This is a genomic window from Geomonas limicola, assembly GCF_014193675.1.
Taxonomy (GTDB): Bacteria; Desulfobacterota; Desulfuromonadia; order Geobacterales; family Geobacteraceae; genus Geomonas; species Geomonas limicola.
The window spans coordinates 159,404-176,122 of sequence record NZ_BLXZ01000007.1 but is presented as its reverse complement, the minus strand read 5'-3'; the positions used below and the strand labels follow the sequence as shown (position 1 = coordinate 176,122).

Genomic DNA, 16,719 nt, shown 5'->3' with positions numbered 1-16,719 from the left:
CATGAAACAGCCGGTTCCCCTGATCCTTATCGCAATCCTGCTGCTCATCGCCACCCCAGTTTCAGCGAGTGAGATCTACGGACTGGGGGGAGTGGTACATTCCACGGCTCCCGACGACCTCTCCTACTCGTGGCAGCTCGAATACCGCCAGGACCTGCACCGGCACTTCGCTGCCGGTGTTTCCTACCTCAACGAGGGGCACTTCAAGGGGCATCATCGGGACGGCTATACCGCACAGTTGTGGACCAGGGCCGAACTCCTCGACTACCGGCTCACCGTGGCGGCCGGCATCGGTCCCTACTTTTTCCTCGATACCACCACGAACACCTCTCCCGGCGGATTCACCGACGACCACGGTTGGAAAGCGATGCTGAGCGGAGCCGCCACCTGGCACCTGGAGAACAACCTCTTGCTGGAATTGCGCAGTAACTGGGTGAAGGGGCACAGCGGATTCAATACGGTGTCGGCACTGGCCGGTATCGGCTACCACTTCGAACCTGCCCTCGAGCCGCTGGACCGCAGAATTGAGCAGCGTCTCGACAACGAGATCACCCTGCTGTTGGGGCAGACCATCGTGAACAGCTTCGATTCGCCGCGTTCGATAGCCGCAGAATTGGAGTACCGGCGTCACCTGTCGCGACACCTGGAATGGACGGTGGCAGGGCTTTACGAGTGGGATAACCGGCTGGTGCGGCGCGACGGGCTACAAACCCAGCTGTGGCTGGCGCAGGAACTTTTGGACGATACCTTGAGCGTGGGTGCTGGGGTGGGGCTCTACTGCAACCTGGGGCACTACGACAGCCCGTTCCAGGGGACGGGGGCGAAACGCTTCCTCTCGGGGGTCCTCGGGCTGACCGGAAGCTACCGGATGACGCCGCACTGGTCGCTGCGCACCACCTGGAGCAGGATCATCACCAGTTACGCACGGGATACCGACGTCATCCTGGGAGGGGTGGGATATCGCTTCTGAAAAAGCAAAAGGGCCCAGCCTGATGGCTGAACCCTTTATAAAACGTTGGTACCGGAGGCCGGGGTCGAACCGGCACGGGTTACCCCGCTGGATTTTGAGTCCAGTGCGTCTACCAATTTCACCACTCCGGCGAGTGTCTGCGGAGTATACCCAATGGTTCTGCCAAGGTCAAGAATGAAATTGGCACTGACTACGGCAAAAAAACATTGACACCACCACCACCCGATGTTATAAACGGTGCTCCTTTGATGGGGCTGTAGCTCAGTTGGGAGAGCGCTTGAATGGCATTCAAGAGGTCGTCAGTTCGATCCTGATCAGCTCCACCATCATACACAACAAGCATCCAAGACCTAAACCTTGGATGCTTTTTTATTGAAAGCAGCAAACCCGCCTCTCATCCAATTGGTATTGACAACGAGATGAGCAGATGGTATAAGATGGAACTTCGATGGGGCTGTAGCTCAGTTGGGAGAGCGCTTGAATGGCATTCAAGAGGTCGTCAGTTCGATCCTGATCAGCTCCACCATCGTCCACCACAAAGCACCCAGTACCCAGGTACTGGGTGCTTTTTTCTTTACTAGTTCCCTTCCCCGCTCCGTATCCGACGAATAACCTCTGGCAGCCAGAAAAATTCCCCAATTGCACTAGAATTAGATGCAGTGCGCCAGCATTGACCTATCCAGCGCGCTTGGTGCCTCTCCCCACGTTCGATGTTCACCCGCACAGCCGGAGGGACTATGAACCAGACTCCCCGAAATGCCTCTACCTGTACCACCACCCTGATCGCCCTGGTGCGCGACTCCCTAAACCAGGTTCGCGCCGTCCTGGACTCCGGCGTCCAGAATGAAACCACCCGGTACCAGATCCTGCAGCTGGAGTTGCTCGAGCAACTGCTGCTCGACCAGGAAGCCCGGCTCAACGCGATCAACCGGGTGCTCGACGAGTTCAACTACACGGTAGCCCACGAGTTGTGTGCCCCCCTGCGCCGCATCAGCGGGTTCACCCGCGAGATCAAGCAGCGCTGGAGCAGCGTGCTCGAAACAGAGGGTACTGTACGACTCGACCAGATACTCGAGTCAGCCCAAAAGATGAACGAACTGATCGATGCCCTTTTGCAGATCTCGCGGCTCTCCCACGTGGAACTGCAGGCTGTAAACCTCGACCTGAGCACCCTGGCCGAGGAGGTCGCCGAAGAGTTCCGGCAGGGCACCCCGCAGCGCCAGGTCACCTTCAGCATCCAGCCGGCCCTGACGGCAACCGGCGATCCGAGCCTGCTCAAGATCGCAATCCGCAAGCTGTTCGGCAACGCCTGGAAGTACACCGCCGGTCGGTCCCCTGCCGTCATCGAGTTCGCAGCGTGCCCCGACGGCAATGGTTTCATGGTGCGTGACAACGGCGTCGGTTTCGACCCCGCCGACGCCGCCAAGCTTTTCCACCCCTTCCAGCACCTGCACGACCAGGACCGGCTGGCCGGCCACGGCATCGGCCTCACCTGTGTGCGGCGCATCATCGAGAGGCACTGCGGCAAAATCTGGGCCTGGGGAGTTCCGGGTAAAGGGGCGATCTTCTATTTCACACTGCAGCAATCCGGCTAAACCAGCCTGTTACTCTCCCTTCACCGTCTCCTTGGTCTTTTCACCTGCTCTTTTCATGGTCTGGCCGGTTGCAGTGCCCGCTTTTTTCAAGGCTTTACCGGTCTTCTTGGCAGCTTTCTTGATCTCATGTCCGGTTTTCTGGCCGGCTTTTTTTATCTCGTGTCCGACACCCTGGTCGGTCCGTTTTACGTCCCGACCGGTGTCCTGGTTTTGTTCGGTTGCGGTCTCTGCACCGCAGGTGAGGGCTCCGGCAAGCACGACGGCCGGAACCAGGGCGATCACTGATTTTACACGCATCGGTACACCTCCTCAGGTATCCTCGTCAGGTTTCCCTCCCCCGGGAAGCAAGGCAGCTTCCCCCTGCAGCGTCAACTGATTTTGCTGCTCCCGCCGCTTGTTGGCGAGATACTCGTTTTTCTCCAGTTCCTTCAGCTGACGCGGATAGCGCGCGGTCAGATCGTACCACTCGCCGATTCTGCGCTCGAAGCGTTCCTTCTCCGGCGTCTTGAGCGCATCCAGAAAACACTCCAGTGCCAGGTAGTAGCGCACCGCGTTTCGCTCCACCGCCCCCCGCACCCCGGTTACCAGGACCCGGTTCCCGTTCGGGCCGGCTACCGTACTGAACCCGACCTTGTCCCGGGCCACCGTGGCGAAGTAACTTTTGATGGCCATGGTGGCAATCGTGCCGGTGCGGTAGGAATAGCTGAAATGGACGAAACTCTTGCCACCGTCGAGCGGCACCGCTTCCAGCCTGATCCGGTGATCCTTGGTTCTCAGCGGCCCCTGGTCTCCCTGGAGGGTCACGTTGAGGTAGTCCGGTTGCTGCGCAACCACGCGAAAGGTGAGCTTGAGCGGGTAGGCATCGCCCGGCGGCTGGTAGTACTTCCTGCCGCTGTACAAGGTCACCAGCCAGGTGCTCCCCGTTTTTTTCGCGGTACAGGCCTTGATGTTGATGTGCAGCGAGGTTATGTCGCACCAGTTTGCCGGTACCGCCAAGGTGTCTTTCACCTGGTGGAACGTGTGGCCGAACACCCCGTACATGTCGACCTCCGCGGTCCCCTTGTTCTCGAAGGACTCGAGGTAAATCGGCGCGCCGAAGAGGTTTTTCTGAAGTTTGGGGGCAACCGACGGATACTTGGCGAGTAGCGCCCGGGCCGCACCGGTTACCGCTTCCTCGGCCGATGCCGGGCTGCCGGTAACAGCGGCGGCAAGGAGCAGGAACAGCAGCATCCCTCTTCGTAGCCAACCCGGCAGGAGGCGTTCCCTGTTTCCTGTCATAGAACCTCCCGGTAGAGCAGCAGATAACTCTCATTGAAAGGTGTGGTACTACCTGTGAACCATAATACTCCCAATTGTGGAAAGCCTTCCATCCCTTTGCTACGAGTCCCCCGGGAAGTAGTGTCAGGCTCGAGACGCAAAAAAGGCCGCTGTCCCTTCTCGGGAAAAGCAACCCTCAAGCGCCAAGGCGCGGGTAGCGCCTGCAGCCTGTTCATCCAGCTTCAGCTGCCGGTTTGCGAAGCAGCGTCGTCCGCTACGACCTTTTGCGGGTGGATGAGATCCGCGCACAGAGAAATCAGGATGGCAAAGAGGACCGGCCCCAGGATAAGGCCGAGGATCCCGAGACTGAAAACACCACAGATGGCGCCAAGTACGATCGCCAGAACCGGTATGTCCCCCGTGGCGCCGATGGCCAAGGGTCGGATTGCGTTGTCGGCCAGGCCGACGAACAATACGCACCACAGCGCCAGGAGCCCCGCCTTCAGGTAGGCACCGTTCAGGGCGATGAGCGCCACCAGCGGGACCCAGACCACACCGGTACCTACCACCGGGATGAGTGCGGCAACCGCGGTGAGGGCCCCACAGAGAACCGGGGCCGGGACCCCTGCCACGAAGTAGCCCAGGCCAGCGGTTACCCCCTGGACGCAGCAGGTCAGGATGGTCCCCACCGTGACCGAGGTGGTGATGGAGCGGATCTGGTTCACGTAGCGGTGTGCAGTTGCAGGATTGGAGGCGAATCGGTCGATCGCCGCGGAAACGGTGCGTTCGCCATCGCGATAGATGAAAAAGAGGATAAAAAGGGCAACTGCCAGGGTGAACAGCAGGTCCGCCAGGCTGCGTGCGGTGTTGGTGGCCAGTTGGATCAGAAACGCAGAAGAGGCAGCAGCGGCCTTGGCTCCGATCCCTTTCAGGTCTACCCCCAACCTGTCGGTGAGCGAGGTGAGCCGGTCCACCAGGGGGAGATGGCTTATGGTATTGGCGCCAGTGCGGGCAAATTCTCGAACCAGCTGCTCGGCCTCGCGGTACCAGTCGCTCGCGTTGATGACGACGGTGGTGATGAAGGCCGCCAGGGGGAGGATGAAGCAGATGGTCACGATAAAGACCATCAAGCCGGCAGCTTTTCCCGGCCGTTCCGGAAAGTGCTTCAGTATCCGGTTGTAGTGCGGCAGCGTCGCGATACCGATGATGAGGGCCCAGGCGAGCGGCGCGGCGACCGGCATGGCGAGAAGTCCGATCACGGCGATAGCGGCGATGGTGAAAAACGCAGCAAGAAAGCTCTGGTAGATCTTGTTATCCATTAAGGGCACCTGTCCTCTTTTGGTAGGGATGCGCTCCCCTTCCGGGACCGCTGGCGAAGCAGCACAGCAGCACGGGGAGACCAACGGTCACCTGGTGGCTCCCTGCCCTCGGGTAACCTCAGGCGGGAGTTTCCAGGATAGCTCGGGTCAGCGCCCGGAGTTCGGCGTCTCGAGTTTGCGAACGTCGGACGGCGTCGTGGGAGGCGCGCCCGGGGGCTGTACCGACTGCTCGGTCTGAAACGCCGGCTGATTGCCCCTTTTTTCGTTGGTGAGTTGGGGGGCCTCTTCGATGACCTGCCAGTTTTTCCCCAGAGGGATGGCGATCGGCTTGGCCGGTACCATGGGGGGCGCAGCAGGTTTGGCGGCCTGGCTGGTCGAGCACGCTCCGAGCAGAACCACTACGGCAAGAACTGACAAAGACTGGAGGATATATTGGGATTTCATGTCATCTCCTTGGTTGAAGCTCGGCAGCAGATATGGGATCCACGTGGACCCTCATGGCAAAGCATACCAAGGAGAGACTATTATTAAAAGCCTGACGGTAATAATTGCTGCAAAATGTCACGAGCATCTTGTGCTCATAGCCATCCAGCCTGACCAAAAACGATACGGGCAGCATCCTGGCTGGAAGAACGAAGGACGGTATTCTCTCAGACCCCGGTGAATTCTTCGAGAGGCCGCACGCTGTAACCTTCCAGGTTCGGCTCAAGTACGGAAGGTTCGATTGTCGCGTTGATTTCAGGTTCGTCAAAGACGATGCGTGCCGAGGTTAGTCCTGTTTTGATCTCGATGGATTCGGGGAAAGCCACCCCATTTACGTTGCGGTAGTCGTGAAATTCTGCCAGGTCCCCTGCGGGAGAGATCTTTCGCTCGATCAGGCCGAACTTGTCGTAGCGGATCCGGTCCCCGCTTGCCGCCAGGATCTCCTGCCCGTACTGGTCCGGAGCGGTGTCCTCCTGGTGCGCCACCACCCACTTGAAAAGTGCAAAGCTTCTGAACATCGCATTGGCTGGCAGTTCGGAGGTGCGTCCCTGGTAGGCGGTCTGCCGGGCGGGTACCAGGCAGGTGAGGCGATCTCCGTCGCTGAAAACCTCGAGCACCGTGAGACCGAAAGGAGAAAGGACGGCGACATGGAAACGGTCAGGGTAGCGGAACACCAGGTAGCCCCGGCCGCTGGTGCCGCGATCCCCATATTTCATGGAGAGTGACACCGAGGATTGCAGGGTTTCCAGCTGCCGGCCCGGAACCAGCCCGGTTAAAGGTTTCGGCACGGCGGCACAGGCTGTCAGGGCGATAGCCGCCAGCAAGACGCCGAGGCAACGAACGAACGAGAGGGGAACGAACCTAAAGGACACCAGAGAACCTCACAAGGCGCGGCAGATGTACGGCATGCAACCGTCGGAGTTCCTATTTACCTGACCGGTACGCCACATTCAAGTACTGATTGCGCAAAGTCTGCAGTCTCGACCCTGGATTCCCCCGTTTGACGCCTCGGGCAACTTTCGAAGTTGGCCTGGACCCGACTCAACGGCGTCAGTAACTGTGCAATTCGATGTACTCGGCCATACTGCGCACCGACCGGAAAACCTGCGAGGCGACCGCGGCATCGGGAATCACCACACCGAAGGCATGTTCCATCCCCGTAGCCAGTTGCAGGATATCGACCGAATCCAGTCCCAGCCCCTCGCCGAACAGGGGGACATCCGGCTCAAGGTCGTGCACGGTAAGCCCCTCGCTGCGCAGCGTGTTGATGATGAAGTTTTTAACCTGGTACATGAGTTCTTCACCCATCACGTCCTCCCGTTAACTCCTTTCCCGGCACTACCTGACCCTTCAGCCGCGCCCCTTCAGAACCTGCAGTCACCCTGCTTGTCGAAAGACTCGTGGACCTCGAACAGGTTACTGCCAGTGGTGCCGCAGTAACATTAACCCTTATTAACCACCGTAACTTTATACTGTAACGTACCGGAGCTGTCAAACGGGGAGAGTGTTTTCCGGGGTGTCTTAAGAATGGAAGTTGGGCCAGCCTGGGCAGAAAACGAGGCTAAGACATAAATCCAGATCGGGACGGCGAGCAGCATCCAGAGATGTCACCAGCAGTGACTTTAAGGAAGGAAGGATCAGAGCAGACAAGGAGACGGGAAATGCGCAGCTAGCTTTCGACACGAGCCATGTCCTTTACCACGAACCGGCCACAGGCAAAGCAGAGCACCCCTGACAATGCCATGGCAAGCGGAGTGATCAAGAGGGCACTGCGCAGGTTCCAGAGGTCGGAAAGCCACCCGAGGATGGAGGGGGAGAAGGCGTCTCCCAGGGCATGGATGAAGAAGATGTTCACCGCGAAGGCCATGGCCCGCATGGTAGGTGGGGTCACGTTGATGATCACCGTGTTGAGCGGGCCGGTGTTGAGAAAGAGGAAGAATTCCGCTACGAAGATGGCGCCCAGGCAGGATTTCAGGTCGGGCGCCAGGATGGCCCAGGCGGCAAAGGGGGTGCCGATCAAAAAGCCCCAGCCGGAAACGTGCAGGTATCCGGCCGGGCTCTTTTTCTGCCAGCGATCTCCCAGCCACCCCCCCGCGAGGGTGCCGAGGATGCCGGCCAGCACCGTGATACCGCCGAACAGGGTGTTCCCCTTGGCCACGTTGAGACCGTGGGTGCGGTTTAGAAACGAGGGGATCCACTGGGCGAGGCCGCCGATGGCGAAGGTCATCGCAGCCATGGCCAGGGTATTAAAGACAAAGGAGCGGTTCCGGAACAGGTCGAGGTAACTCCCCGAACCCTCGGCGGGGAGGTCCGTCCCGGAATCGGGTGCGCCGTGCGCCGAGGCGGCAGGAGTGCGTGGCGGGGTGCGCAAGAGCGCGATGGGGAGCGCCAGGGCGAGCCCCGGCAGGCCAACCATGAGAAAAGCGGCATGCCAGCCGAACTTTTCACCCAGGATCCCGCCTAAAAGGTAGCCGAGCGCGCTGCCGACCGGAATCGCCACGTAGAACCAGGAGAGGATCTCGCCGCGCCGCTCCTTGGGGAAGTAATCGGCGATGAGACCCGGCGAGACGGTACCGAAACTCGCCTCCCCTACCCCGACCGTGGCACGCGCGGCCAGGAGCGTCCGGTACCCGGGGGCGAGACCGGCCAGGGCGGTGGCCAGGCTCCAGACCACCAGGCCGCTGGCGGCAAGTTTCACCCGGCTCCAGTGATCCCCCAGCCAGCCGAAAAGCGGCGCGAGCATCATGTAGCTCAGCATGAAGGCGCTCCCCAGGAAACCAAGAGCCGTGTCGGAGAGGTTCAGATCGGCCTTGAGCAGCGGAAAAACGGCGAAGAGTACCTGCCGGTCGATGTAGTTCAAGAGGTTCACGGCCAAAAGCAGTCCCAGCACGTAGCGGCGGTAGTTTTGCGAGATGGTTTCTGCTGGCATGCGTCCTCCGTCTTCCGATGTCCTTACAACTCTTCCACCGCCCGGCGCGCTATCTCCACGATCTCGGCCGGTTCTTCGAAGCGGAAGGTAAGCGGTGCGCCGAAGCGGACCGAGATGGTACCGCTGCGGGGGAAACTCGCTTCGGGCGGCAGCACCTCGTCGCTCCCCCTGATCTTGATCGGCACCACCGGGAGCCCCAGCTCCTTCACCATGATGCCGAGCCCCAGCTGAAAGGGTTGCATCGTGCCGGTCCGGGTGTGGGCGCCTTCCGGGAAGATCAGGATGTTGATCCCCGCATCGGCGAGCCTCCCCATGAACCTGAAGGCGGCGCTGAACCCCTGCTGCTGGGGTAGCGGAAAGAGGTTGAAGAACAGGGTACCGTACTCGAAGGTGAAACGCCTCCAGAGTCGGTTCAGGCCGTGGTAGTCGCCGAAAAAGAACTCTGCCCAGGCAGCGGTCGCGGTACTATAGCGAAGCTCGGGCGGAAGCGCAAACATTACCGATGGTTGGTCGAAGTACCCGAGGTGGTTCGCAATGAAGAAGACCGGACCCTTGATCTGGGACAGGTTCTCGCGTCCCTGCACCTCGAGTCGGGCGAAGCTGCGGTACAGGGGATAGTGGAAAACGCGGTCCCAGAAGCGGCGCATCCCCCGGGCCCAGGGCGCGTTGGTCCAGAACCGGTAGTGGTTTTTCCGGGAGAGCTTCTCGCGTTTTTCGATGATCCGGCGCACGTCGGAGACCCGGGACTGGGGACCGATCTGCGAGTCGTCAATATCGAGCCGGTACTCCTGTTCCAGAAAGTTCACCAGCTCCAGGCGGGCGATGGAGGTAAGCCCCAGGTCGGCGACCACCAGCGAGTCCTCGCGGATCTGCGCCACCGGCGTTCCGGTTACCTTGGCCAGGAGATTGACCAGGCTGTCCCGCGACCCGGTGGCTGCCCCCTCTTCGGCCCCCTGCTTGATCGCCTCTTTCACTGCGAACTTCTTGATCTTCAGCGTGGTGGTCTTGGGGAATTCCGGCTCTTTCCAGACGGTGTAGCCGGTTATCTGGTGCATCCCGTCGAGACCTTTGTTGGCCTGGGCGATGATGGCGTCCGGAGTGGTACCCGAATGGTCCAGGAGGAGCACGGCATGCACCTCCTCCCCACCGCCCCGGTCCAGGCCGATCACGCAGGCTTCCTTCACTCCCGCCACCTTGTTGAGCACCGCCTCAACCTCGTCAGGGTAAACGTTCACCCCTGCCCCGGTGACGATCAGTTCCTTCTCGCGCCCCTTGATGGTCAGCCAGCCGTCCGGGCCGATCTCACCCAGGTCACCGGTCTTGAACCAGCCGTCGGCGCTGAAGGCGGCACGGGTCGCCTCCTCGTTTTGGTAGTAGCCGGGGAACACGTTAGCGCCGCGAGCCAGCACTTCCTTGTCCTCGATTTTCAGCTCCACCCCCGGCAAGGGTGGGCCGACCGATCCGGGCACCTGGCGCTGCATGGTGTTGACGCAGAGCACCGGAGCGGTCTCGGTCAGCCCGTACCCCTCCAGGACGGTAAACCCCATGTTGAACCAGAAGGCGAAGAGCTCCGGGGATAGCGGCGCGCCGCCCGAGACGAAGACCGTGAAGTTGCGCCCGAATTTGCGCTGCACCGGGTAAAAGAGCAGCTTGCGGGCCTGCATCGAGGTCCCTTCTGCGAACCGGGACAGCTTGGCGAAAACACCTGCCAGGTGCTTCTCGGCAAGTTCCCGCTCGATGCTCGTTTTTAACAGCTGCATGAGCCTGGGGACCGACATGATGACGTAGACGTCTTCCTCGGCCAGCGCCTCCAGGATCGCTGACGGCTTGAGCGCGCCCAGGTAGATCACCGTGGCACCGCGGTAGAGCGGGGTGAAGAATCCACCCATCTGTTCGAACATGTGGGACAGCGGCAAAAGGGAAAGAAACGAGAACTCCGGCGTGATGATGGGCACCTGGCTGTTGATCTGCACGATGTTGGCCGCCAGGTTCCGGTGGGTGAGGATCACCCCCTTGGGGTTCCCGGTGGTCCCCGAGGTATAGATGAGCTGCGCTATGTCGTCGGGTTTGGGTTCGTTGATAAGGGAACTGGGGGGCAACTCGGGGAGCAGAAACGGCAGGTGTTCCAAAAGCAGGGTGGTGCCGGCGGCGATCCGTTCGACCTTGAACCTGCTCTGCAGCACGAGCTTCGCATCGGTCAGACGCCGGATGCTGTCGGCGCGTGCCAGGTCCGACATGAAGTCGACCGGCACCGCGATGGCACCCCGCACCAGGATCCCCCAGTAGGCCACCCCCCACCAGGAAGAGTTGGGCCCCCAGAGCACCACCCGATCACCGGGTTGCACCCCTTGCTGTTCGAGCAGGCTGGCCATCCTCAGGGCAAGATCGTAGCAGTCTCGATAGCTGGTGACAAACCTGCGGATGCCGGTGCGGTTGATAAAGGCCGTTTTGTTGCCGAGCCCAGGAAAGGTACGGAAAAGATCTATCAGGGTCTGCATACCTGTCACTCCTTGTGCCACCCAGCCGCCAACCTACCCGATGCATGCCGGGAACTCTCTCAAAGGCACCCGGATCCGGTCTGAGTCACCCTCGGTCCGGTTCGCAGCAAGGATAGCAGCAAAACTGAAAATATCAGATTTTATGATAAGCTCATGCCGTTACATTTGCATGGACTAATATCATTTACGACTCTGTCCCCCACATCACTGTGCCAGTCCCTGAGGTTTTCCCGCTGTTTCAGTAACGAACGAGGCTCTCGGCTGTGCGGACTCACCCATCTCCCCTTCGCTCTTCTGGGTCAGGGGTGCACCAGAGGAGTCGGACCAGCTTATGGAGACGCTATGCCCCCGATGACGCGGTTAGTTTCAGCGCTGCTTTTTTTACTGGTAACCGGCCTGTTAGTCGCGCCGGCCTCCCAGGCCGGCGCCCCACCAGGTCTCGACGCGGAGGCGGCCCGGGGGGCATCCCCTGTGCACCGCGGCGCAGAACCGGCAGTGTCCCCACGCAAAACGGAGTCGGCCGACCAGCCGGGGAGGGCGTCCTTGCAAAGCACTCCCCTCCCCCCTTCCCCGCCGGCGTTCAGCTGGCGCCGAATTGCTGCCGAGCAAGACACAGCCGTAGGCGCGGCGTCCCCGGCACCGGCACAAGGGACAACCGGCGGCTCCACGGTTCTCGATTGGGACAGCGGCGCCGGAAGAAGTTACCTGATTCCGGGTATCGAACTCCCGAGTTTTCTGGTGCTCCTCAACCTCTACGACCGCAGTTTCCTGCACACCAAAACCCAGGAAGGAAGCAGTACCTACGACAGCAACCCCTCCACCATCTGGCAGCACCTGAGAAAGCAGAACTGGACCTTCGACCGCGACCCGTTCAACGTCAACCAGATTGGGCACCCCTACCAGGGGGCCACCATGTACGGCATAGCCCGGTCCGCGGGCCTCAACTTCTGGGAGTCCCTTATCTACAGCAACCTGGGAAGCTTCACCTGGGAGATGGCCGGAGAGACCAGCCGCCCCTCGATAAACGACCTGATCACCACCGGCAACTCCGGCAGTCTTTTGGGGGAAGCACTTTTCCGCATGTCCCAATTGGTACTGCAGGAAGACGCGCCGCGCCCGGATGCCTGGCACGAGGCCGGCGCGGCCCTGCTCTCTCCGCCGACCGGGTTCAACCGCTGGGCCTTCGGGGAATGGTTCAAGCCGATCTTTCCCAGCCACGACCCTGCGCTCTTCTGGCGGACCCGCCTGGGGGCGAGCGTCAGCGGAAATGGGCGGCAGGCGGCGGTACTGGATTTCCAGATGTCCTACGGCCTGCCCGGCAAGCCCGGGTATACCTACCGCCGCCCCTTCGATTACTTCGATTTCCAGATAGGTGGCCTCTCCGAGGCACAGAACCCGATCAGCTACGTACTCCTGCGCGGCCTGCTGGTCGGCCGGGACTACCACGTCGGCGAGAACTATCGCGGCATCTGGGGGATCTACGGCGGCTACGACTACCTGTCGCCCACCAATTTCCGGGTCTCCACCACGGCACTCTCCCTGGGAACCACCGGGCAGTACTGGATGGCACCGGCCATCGCCTTGCAGGGTACGGTCCTTGGTGGCTTCGGGTTCGGAGCGGCCGGCAAGACCCCGGTGGATCTCGGCATGCGCGACTACCATTACGGCGCGACACCCCAGGTCCTGCTGGCCTTGCGCATGCTCTTTGCCAACAGGGCCGCACTGGAATTGATCGGACGCGGTTACTACGTAAGCGGTACCGGTTCCGACGATGCCGAGGGGTACGAGCAGATCGCCCGGATCAACACCGGCTTCACGGTACGGGTGTTTCGCCGTCACGGTATCGGGCTGCAATTCGTGGAGTCGCTGCGCTATGCGCACTATGGATCCCTGCCACGCAGCAAGCAAGCCGATGGAACGATAAGCCTGGTCTACACCTTCCTCGGTGATTCCCACCTGGGAGCGGTCGAGTGGCGGGACCTGGGGAGCCGGTAACCACGCGCCGGCAGCGTGCCAGCTGGCAGGGAAGCAGGATGGCTCCCTGCACTGAGTTGCGCATCGGGGCAGTTTTCTGCGAAAATAGAGCAGGTAGCGCCTGCTCCGGACGAACGAACTTTCAAGAACTGCCCGGCCTCCTCGCGCTGCCAGGATGGAGGCTCACCATGAAACGTATCACCACGCTCGCCCTGTTACTGGCACTCCTGGCCCAGATCTCTGGCTGTATCATCTGGCCCGGGTACTACGATGACGACGGATACTACGGCCACCGCCACTACTACGAGCACGGACGCCACGGAGAGTGGCACGACCGCAGGTACTGAGAGTTCCGCGTTCCTCTTCCACCGTCTCTTCTCGAGGCGCAATCGCCCCCCTCCCTACAGGTCTAGGCATCACCCCCAAAGGCTCTCTCCACCCGTTTTTCATCCGCCACGCGGATCACCCCAGATAGGGTAACAAGGACGCATTTAAGGCAGCCGATCCTGAACCAGGTCGGCAATCTGTGCAACCATGACGGTAGATTAGCTAGTTATCGACTCCGTTTGTTTGGCATTGCGTATGCTATGAGGTAAAATACCAGAAGCGCAACGGGTCCCACGGTTGCCTGATACAGTGCGACCGGTTGACAAGGAGGCACTATGAGAAGAATTCTGACAGTAACGCTAACTATTCTCGTTATGACAGCGACCCTGGTCCAGGCGTCCAGCAACTTTTCGTTCAGTATCAACGTGGGCGGCCCGCCCGTGGTGATCGAACAACCACCCGAATTCCTCTATCCGCCTGAACTCGGTTTCGGCGTTGCGGTGGGGGTTCCCTACGACATGTACTACCTCGGTGGCATTTACTACATCTACCGCGGCGGCGGCTGGTACCGCACCTCGCGCTACGGTGGCGACTGGATAAGGGTGCGGCACCGCGAGCTCCCCTACGAGTTGCGCCGCTACAAGGTCAACCGGATCCACGAATACCGTGACCGCGAATACCGCGTGTACTCGCGGGACCGGGAAGGGTACCGGGGCAGATACTTCCGGCCCGACCGTGGGCGCATTGAAGATCGTCGCGGACCCGAGCGGCATGAAGGGCGCCCGGAGCGCGGCGGCGAGTATAGGGGCGGCGGCGAACATAGGGGCGGTGGCGAACACAGGGGCGGTGGCGAGCAGCGCGGCCATGGTCCGGAGCGCGGGGATGAGCGCGGCCGCTGACCGCTGAAGTTAAGGTAAACCCGAAGAGGTCGGGCGTGGCATAACCTGCCGCCCCGCCCTCTTTTCACTTCGCAAAAAAACGGTTGCACTGCGTCAACGTCCTTGACCTTCTCCCCGCGGAAGGATTATATGGATAGCTCCATATTCCACATGACGAGGCGCACATGAAAGGTGAAAGTCTGTTGCAGGCCATCGGCTCTACGCCGCTGGTGGAGATCGGCTCCCTCTCCAGCCTCCCGGCCGTCAGGATCCTGGCCAAGCTGGAAGGTAACAACCCCGGAGGCTCCGTAAAGGACCGCCCGGCCCGCCAGATGATCCTTGCTGCCGAAGCAAGCGGAGAACTGACCCCTGACAAGGTGATACTGGAGCCTACCTCGGGCAACACCGGCATCGCCCTCGCGATGATCGCCGCGGCCCGCGGCTACCGGATCAAGTTGGTTATGCCGGCCTGTGTCAGCGTCGAGCGCCGCAGCGTGCTGGAGGCCTACGGAGCCGAGATCGTCCTCTCGCCCGGGTGCGAGGCGACCGACGGTGCCATCCGGTTGGCCCACAAGATCCTCGCCGAGGACCCGGACCGCTACTACATGCCCAACCAGTACTCCAACCCGAACAACATCCTGTCTCACTACTTAACCACCGGCCCGGAGATCTGGCAACAGACCGGCGGAGAGGTGACCCACGTGGTGGCGGGGATCGGCACCAGCGGCACCGTCATGGGGCTTTCCCGCTTCTTCCGGGAAAAGAAACCCGAGGTGCAGGTGGTGGCGGTCGAGCCGGTGCTGGGGCACAAGATCCAGGGGCTCAAGAACATGCAAGAAGCCATCGTTCCGGCCATCTACGATCCGGGCGCCTACCACCACAAGCTGGTGGTGCAGGACGACGACGCCTTCGAAACCGCGCGGCTTTTGGCCAGCAGGCAGGGGATCTTCTGCGGCATGTCCGGCGGAGCCGCGGTTTCCGGGGCGCTGCGCCTGGCCCGTGAGCTCTCTTCGGGTACCGTGGTGGTCATCGTTCCGGACCGTGGCGACCGCTACCTGAGTACCAACCTCTTCAAATCCATGTGCGCCGAATGTCCCCCCTAAAGACCGGGGGAGGCCTCCCCTCCCCCAACCGCGCCACACCGCTTAAATCCGCAGCTACCTTCGAGGAGTTTTCATGGGCAACATCCTGATGCTATTTCTGGCGCTCGCCATCATCCTTTTCGGCGCCACCGTCTTTACCAACGGCCTTGAGTGGTTCGGCAAGAAACTTAACCTCTCCGACGGCGCCGTGGGGAGCATCTTTGCCGCCATCGGCACCGCCTTGCCCGAGACCCTGGTCCCGATCATCGCCATCATGTTCGGCACCAAGGAGGCCGGTCACGCTATCGGCGTCGGAGCCATCATCGGCGCACCCTTCATGCTGGGGACCCTGGCGCTGTTCATCAGCGGCCTTGCCGTCATCTTCAACCGGAAAAAGCGCGACGACTACCCGACCATGCGCGTCGACCCCGTGGTCATGCGCCGCGACATGGAGTACTTTCTCTCGCTGTACTCCCTGGCGATCCTCTGTACCTTCCTCACCCATCCGATCCTGAAGGTATTCATCGCCATGACGCTCTTCATGTGCTACGGCGCCTACGCCCTGAAGACCATCAAGGGAACCCAGAACCACGTGGTGGAAGAGGAAGATCTCGACCCCTGTTACTTCGCACCCAAGTCTCACGACCCGCACTTCGCCCTGATCCTCTCCCAGGTCCTCAGTTCGCTGTTCCTCATCGTCTGGGGATCCTACATTTTCGTCGAGAAGGTCCAACTCCTTTCGAACGAAATGGGTATCTCCCCGTTCATCCTCTCCATGATCATTGCCCCCATCGCCACCGAACTTCCCGAGAAGTTCAACAGCGTCATCTGGATCAACAAGGGAAAGGACACCCTGGCCATCGGCAACATAACCGGCGCCATGGTCTTCCAAAGCTCGGTTATCACCGCGATAGGCATCATGATGACCCCCTGGCAGCTGAACCATGCCGCGTTCGTCACGGTACTGCTGACCTTCGCCTCCATCGGCCTTGCCTACGCGCAGTTGCGCATCAAGCGCTCGCTCACCCCGGTCACCCTCCTGGCCGGCGGCGTCTTTTACGCCCTGTTTCTGGTCCTCATCTATCTCGGCAAACTCTGATACCGGCACCACCTTTGCCGCCGGTCGGGCCACCAGGACCCTGACCAGCGGAGATCTCCTCCCCCGAAACCTGACAAAACAGCCCCCCCGCCCCCTGCCTCACTATGCTCACCCGCGCCGCCGACCCTTCCCGTGCGGCCGCATCGGATTTTTCCTGCTTTAGTTTTAATTAGTTGTGCCGATACCAAGAGGTAGGTTTTCCGGCCTGAGGTAACAACGGCACACCTAGCCGGCGAGAAGCCCGCCAGGATAGTGCCTGATTCGTGAGAGGTGGTATGCAGTTTTGGCCCGAAAGAGCCGGCCGGCGG

The 16,719-nt window shown here is 61.0% G+C and carries 15 protein-coding genes and 3 tRNA genes; 9 read left to right on the top strand and 9 right to left on the bottom strand.

All coding sequences use genetic code 11. The annotated features are described in order from the left end of the window. Window position 1 precedes the first annotated feature (1 nt). Entirely contained in the window at window positions 2-970 is a 969-nt protein-coding gene (locus tag H7688_RS17210; protein ID WP_183362431.1) for a hypothetical protein, read from the top strand. Between the two features lie 46 nt (window positions 971-1,016). On the opposite strand, the gene H7688_RS17205 is transcribed toward H7688_RS17210, so the two are convergent. Beyond that, window positions 1,017-1,101: transfer RNA gene (locus H7688_RS17205), tRNA-Leu, on the bottom strand. 119 nt (window positions 1,102-1,220) lie between these two features. On the opposite strand from H7688_RS17205, the gene H7688_RS17200 reads away from it, so the two are divergent. The 3 genes from H7688_RS17200 to H7688_RS17190 all read left to right on the top strand — a co-directional run bounded on the left by H7688_RS17200 (window position 1,221) and on the right by H7688_RS17190 (window position 2,565). Next, window positions 1,221-1,296 (top strand) — tRNA-Ala (locus tag H7688_RS17200). A gap of 124 nt (window positions 1,297-1,420) precedes the next feature. Continuing rightward, a tRNA-Ala gene (locus H7688_RS17195) sits at window positions 1,421-1,496 on the top strand. A 211-nt stretch (window positions 1,497-1,707) separates the two neighbouring features. Continuing rightward, complete coding sequence (locus H7688_RS17190; protein ID WP_183362430.1) at window positions 1,708-2,565, top strand: sensor histidine kinase; 858 nt, start codon at window positions 1,708-1,710, stop codon at window positions 2,563-2,565. A gap of 9 nt (window positions 2,566-2,574) precedes the next feature. Here the strand turns inward: H7688_RS17190 and H7688_RS17185 are convergent, their stop codons facing one another. From H7688_RS17185 to H7688_RS17150, 8 genes are all read right to left on the bottom strand, one after another. Beyond that, window positions 2,575-2,862 carry a hypothetical protein gene (locus H7688_RS17185; protein WP_183362429.1) on the bottom strand — a complete coding sequence of 96 codons (288 nt, stop codon included), beginning with the start codon at window positions 2,860-2,862 and terminating at the stop codon, window positions 2,575-2,577. A 12-nt stretch (window positions 2,863-2,874) separates the two neighbouring features. Beyond that, complete coding sequence (locus H7688_RS17180; RefSeq protein WP_183362428.1) at window positions 2,875-3,843, bottom strand: hypothetical protein; 969 nt, start codon at window positions 3,841-3,843, stop codon at window positions 2,875-2,877. Between the two features lie 221 nt (window positions 3,844-4,064). After that, window positions 4,065-5,141 (bottom strand): AI-2E family transporter, encoded by a 1,077-nt coding sequence (locus H7688_RS17175; protein ID WP_183362427.1) that lies wholly within the window; start codon window positions 5,139-5,141, stop codon window positions 4,065-4,067. Between the two features lie 147 nt (window positions 5,142-5,288). Beyond that, complete coding sequence (locus tag H7688_RS17170) at window positions 5,289-5,585, bottom strand: hypothetical protein (RefSeq protein WP_183362426.1); 297 nt, start codon at window positions 5,583-5,585, stop codon at window positions 5,289-5,291. Window positions 5,586-5,791: 206 nt separating this feature from the next. Next, window positions 5,792-6,496, bottom strand: coding sequence for a lipoprotein insertase outer membrane protein LolB (locus H7688_RS17165; protein WP_371873202.1), 705 nt, complete (start codon window positions 6,494-6,496; stop codon window positions 5,792-5,794). Window positions 6,497-6,674: 178 nt separating this feature from the next. Then, on the bottom strand, window positions 6,675-6,932 hold the full coding sequence (locus H7688_RS17160; protein WP_183362424.1) for a phosphopantetheine-binding protein: 258 nt from the start codon (window positions 6,930-6,932) through the stop codon (window positions 6,675-6,677). 361 nt (window positions 6,933-7,293) lie between these two features. Then, window positions 7,294-8,553: a spinster family MFS transporter gene (locus tag H7688_RS17155; RefSeq protein WP_183362423.1), complete on the bottom strand. Its 1,260-nt coding sequence runs from the start codon at window positions 8,551-8,553 to the stop codon at window positions 7,294-7,296. Between the two features lie 23 nt (window positions 8,554-8,576). Beyond that, entirely contained in the window at window positions 8,577-11,051 is a 2,475-nt protein-coding gene (locus H7688_RS17150) for an AMP-binding protein (protein WP_183362422.1), read from the bottom strand. A gap of 543 nt (window positions 11,052-11,594) precedes the next feature. Here H7688_RS17150 and H7688_RS17145 point away from each other — a divergent pair. The 5 genes from H7688_RS17145 to H7688_RS17125 all read left to right on the top strand — a co-directional run bounded on the left by H7688_RS17145 (window position 11,595) and on the right by H7688_RS17125 (window position 16,411). Beyond that, window positions 11,595-13,046: a DUF3943 domain-containing protein gene (locus H7688_RS17145; protein WP_246329861.1), complete on the top strand. Its 1,452-nt coding sequence runs from the start codon at window positions 11,595-11,597 to the stop codon at window positions 13,044-13,046. A 167-nt stretch (window positions 13,047-13,213) separates the two neighbouring features. Beyond that, window positions 13,214-13,372: a hypothetical protein gene (locus H7688_RS17140; RefSeq protein ID WP_183362420.1), complete on the top strand. Its 159-nt coding sequence runs from the start codon at window positions 13,214-13,216 to the stop codon at window positions 13,370-13,372. Between the two features lie 354 nt (window positions 13,373-13,726). After that, window positions 13,727-14,251, top strand: a complete 525-nt coding sequence (locus tag H7688_RS17135; RefSeq protein WP_183362419.1) for a hypothetical protein — start codon at window positions 13,727-13,729, stop codon at window positions 14,249-14,251. Window positions 14,252-14,415: 164 nt separating this feature from the next. Continuing rightward, a complete protein-coding gene (locus H7688_RS17130) occupies window positions 14,416-15,333 on the top strand; it encodes a PLP-dependent cysteine synthase family protein (RefSeq protein ID WP_183362418.1) in 918 nt (305 codons plus the stop codon). 73 nt (window positions 15,334-15,406) lie between these two features. Then, window positions 15,407-16,411 (top strand): sodium:calcium antiporter, encoded by a 1,005-nt coding sequence (locus tag H7688_RS17125; RefSeq protein WP_183362417.1) that lies wholly within the window; start codon window positions 15,407-15,409, stop codon window positions 16,409-16,411. Window positions 16,412-16,719 lie beyond the last annotated feature (308 nt).